The 509-nt window shown below is 35.0% G+C and carries 1 protein-coding gene; it reads right to left on the reverse strand.

The window, feature by feature from the left end; all coding sequences use genetic code 11:
- Positions 1-97 precede the first annotated feature (97 nt).
- Positions 98-509 (reverse strand): hypothetical protein (locus DYY66_RS04240; protein ID WP_166286495.1); only part of this gene is annotated, 412 nt, incomplete at its 5' end.

A 509-nucleotide genomic window follows, 5' to 3' on the forward strand; every position in this document is an offset into this window, starting at 1 on the left:
TACCACAAAAAGCCAAAAAGACTTTTTAAAGTATGCTGTTTGTGGTTTAAAAATTAGTCAACTATCACACGGAATCGAAAACATAATTCTGACTAGTTTATTGTCCATTCACAATCACTTCGGCATAATCCATGCCTGAGATTATTTTGTTCGAAGCGGCGTGAAAAATAACATTGTAACAAGGTCTATCCAAGAGCATTTCTAATGGAAAATCAGATTTTTTCAATTCAGACGCAGCATATCCTACAGCCAATGGATATTGTTCACAAGAACCCCAAGGTATGGAATCATAGATCCCCTTTGAATCGGGAGAAGAAGAAATTTTGTACAAGACAGAAAAGGTAGCCCCTTCTGATGCATTGATTATATTTAATGAACTTGGAGTTGTTGTGACATTGAATTTAGGTCCAAGATTAAGTCCAAAATGTACTATTCCTCTTTCATAGATATTTTTGTTTGGATATGAATCCCAATTATAATCAAACTGGTAAGTAGTGCATACCGTTGCA

Source organism: Candidatus Nitrosotalea sp. FS, assembly GCF_011319475.1.
Classification (GTDB): Archaea; Thermoproteota; Nitrososphaeria; order Nitrososphaerales; family Nitrosopumilaceae; genus Nitrosotalea.